General features: G+C 40.5%; 1 protein-coding gene. It reads right to left on the bottom strand.

The features are described from left to right. Positions 1–16: 16 nt before the first annotated feature. The coding region (locus CWB66_RS20095) for an IS3 family transposase (RefSeq protein WP_138586776.1) at positions 17–639 on the bottom strand (623 nt) is incomplete at its 5' end.

Below are 639 nucleotides of genomic sequence, written 5' to 3' on the forward strand. Positions count from 1 at the left end.
GGTAATCCCCCCATTTTTAATGGAGGCTATCTGTAGAATTTCCGTTGTTTAACTTTTCCAGCTTTTGTATGGGTGTTATGCCACCTATGCCCATATTAGGGCGTTCATTATTATAAGTCCATAACCAATCGGTAGCTTTATCTTGTAACTCACTAATATCACTGTAAATATAATGACTTAGCCAGTCATACCTAACCGTTCGATTAAACCGCTCTACATAAGCATTTTGTTGCGGGTTACCTGGTTGAATAAATCGTAATTCAATATTATTATTTAACGCCCACTCCGCTAATTTATGGCTAATATATTCAGGCCCATTGTCACACCTGATAGCTTTTGGCTTACCACGCCATTCTATAATTTGATTGAGCGAGCGGATCACACGCTCAGCGGGGAGTGATAAGTCAGCATCTATTGTGAGTCCTTCGCGATTGAAATCATCAATTACATTGAACAAGCGACACCCTCTGCCATCAGATAATTGGTCGTGCATAAAATCCATTGACCAACATTCGTTAATGGCATCAGGGACAGTCAATGGTTCCGGCTTCTTCCTTGTTAGACGTTTTCTAGGCTTTATTCGCAGATTCAACTCAAGCTCACGGTAAATACGATAAACGCGCTTATGATTCCATGTGT

This window comes from Pseudoalteromonas sp. S558 (genome assembly GCF_005886635.1).
In the GTDB taxonomy this organism is placed as follows: Bacteria; Pseudomonadota; Gammaproteobacteria; order Enterobacterales; family Alteromonadaceae; genus Pseudoalteromonas; species Pseudoalteromonas aliena.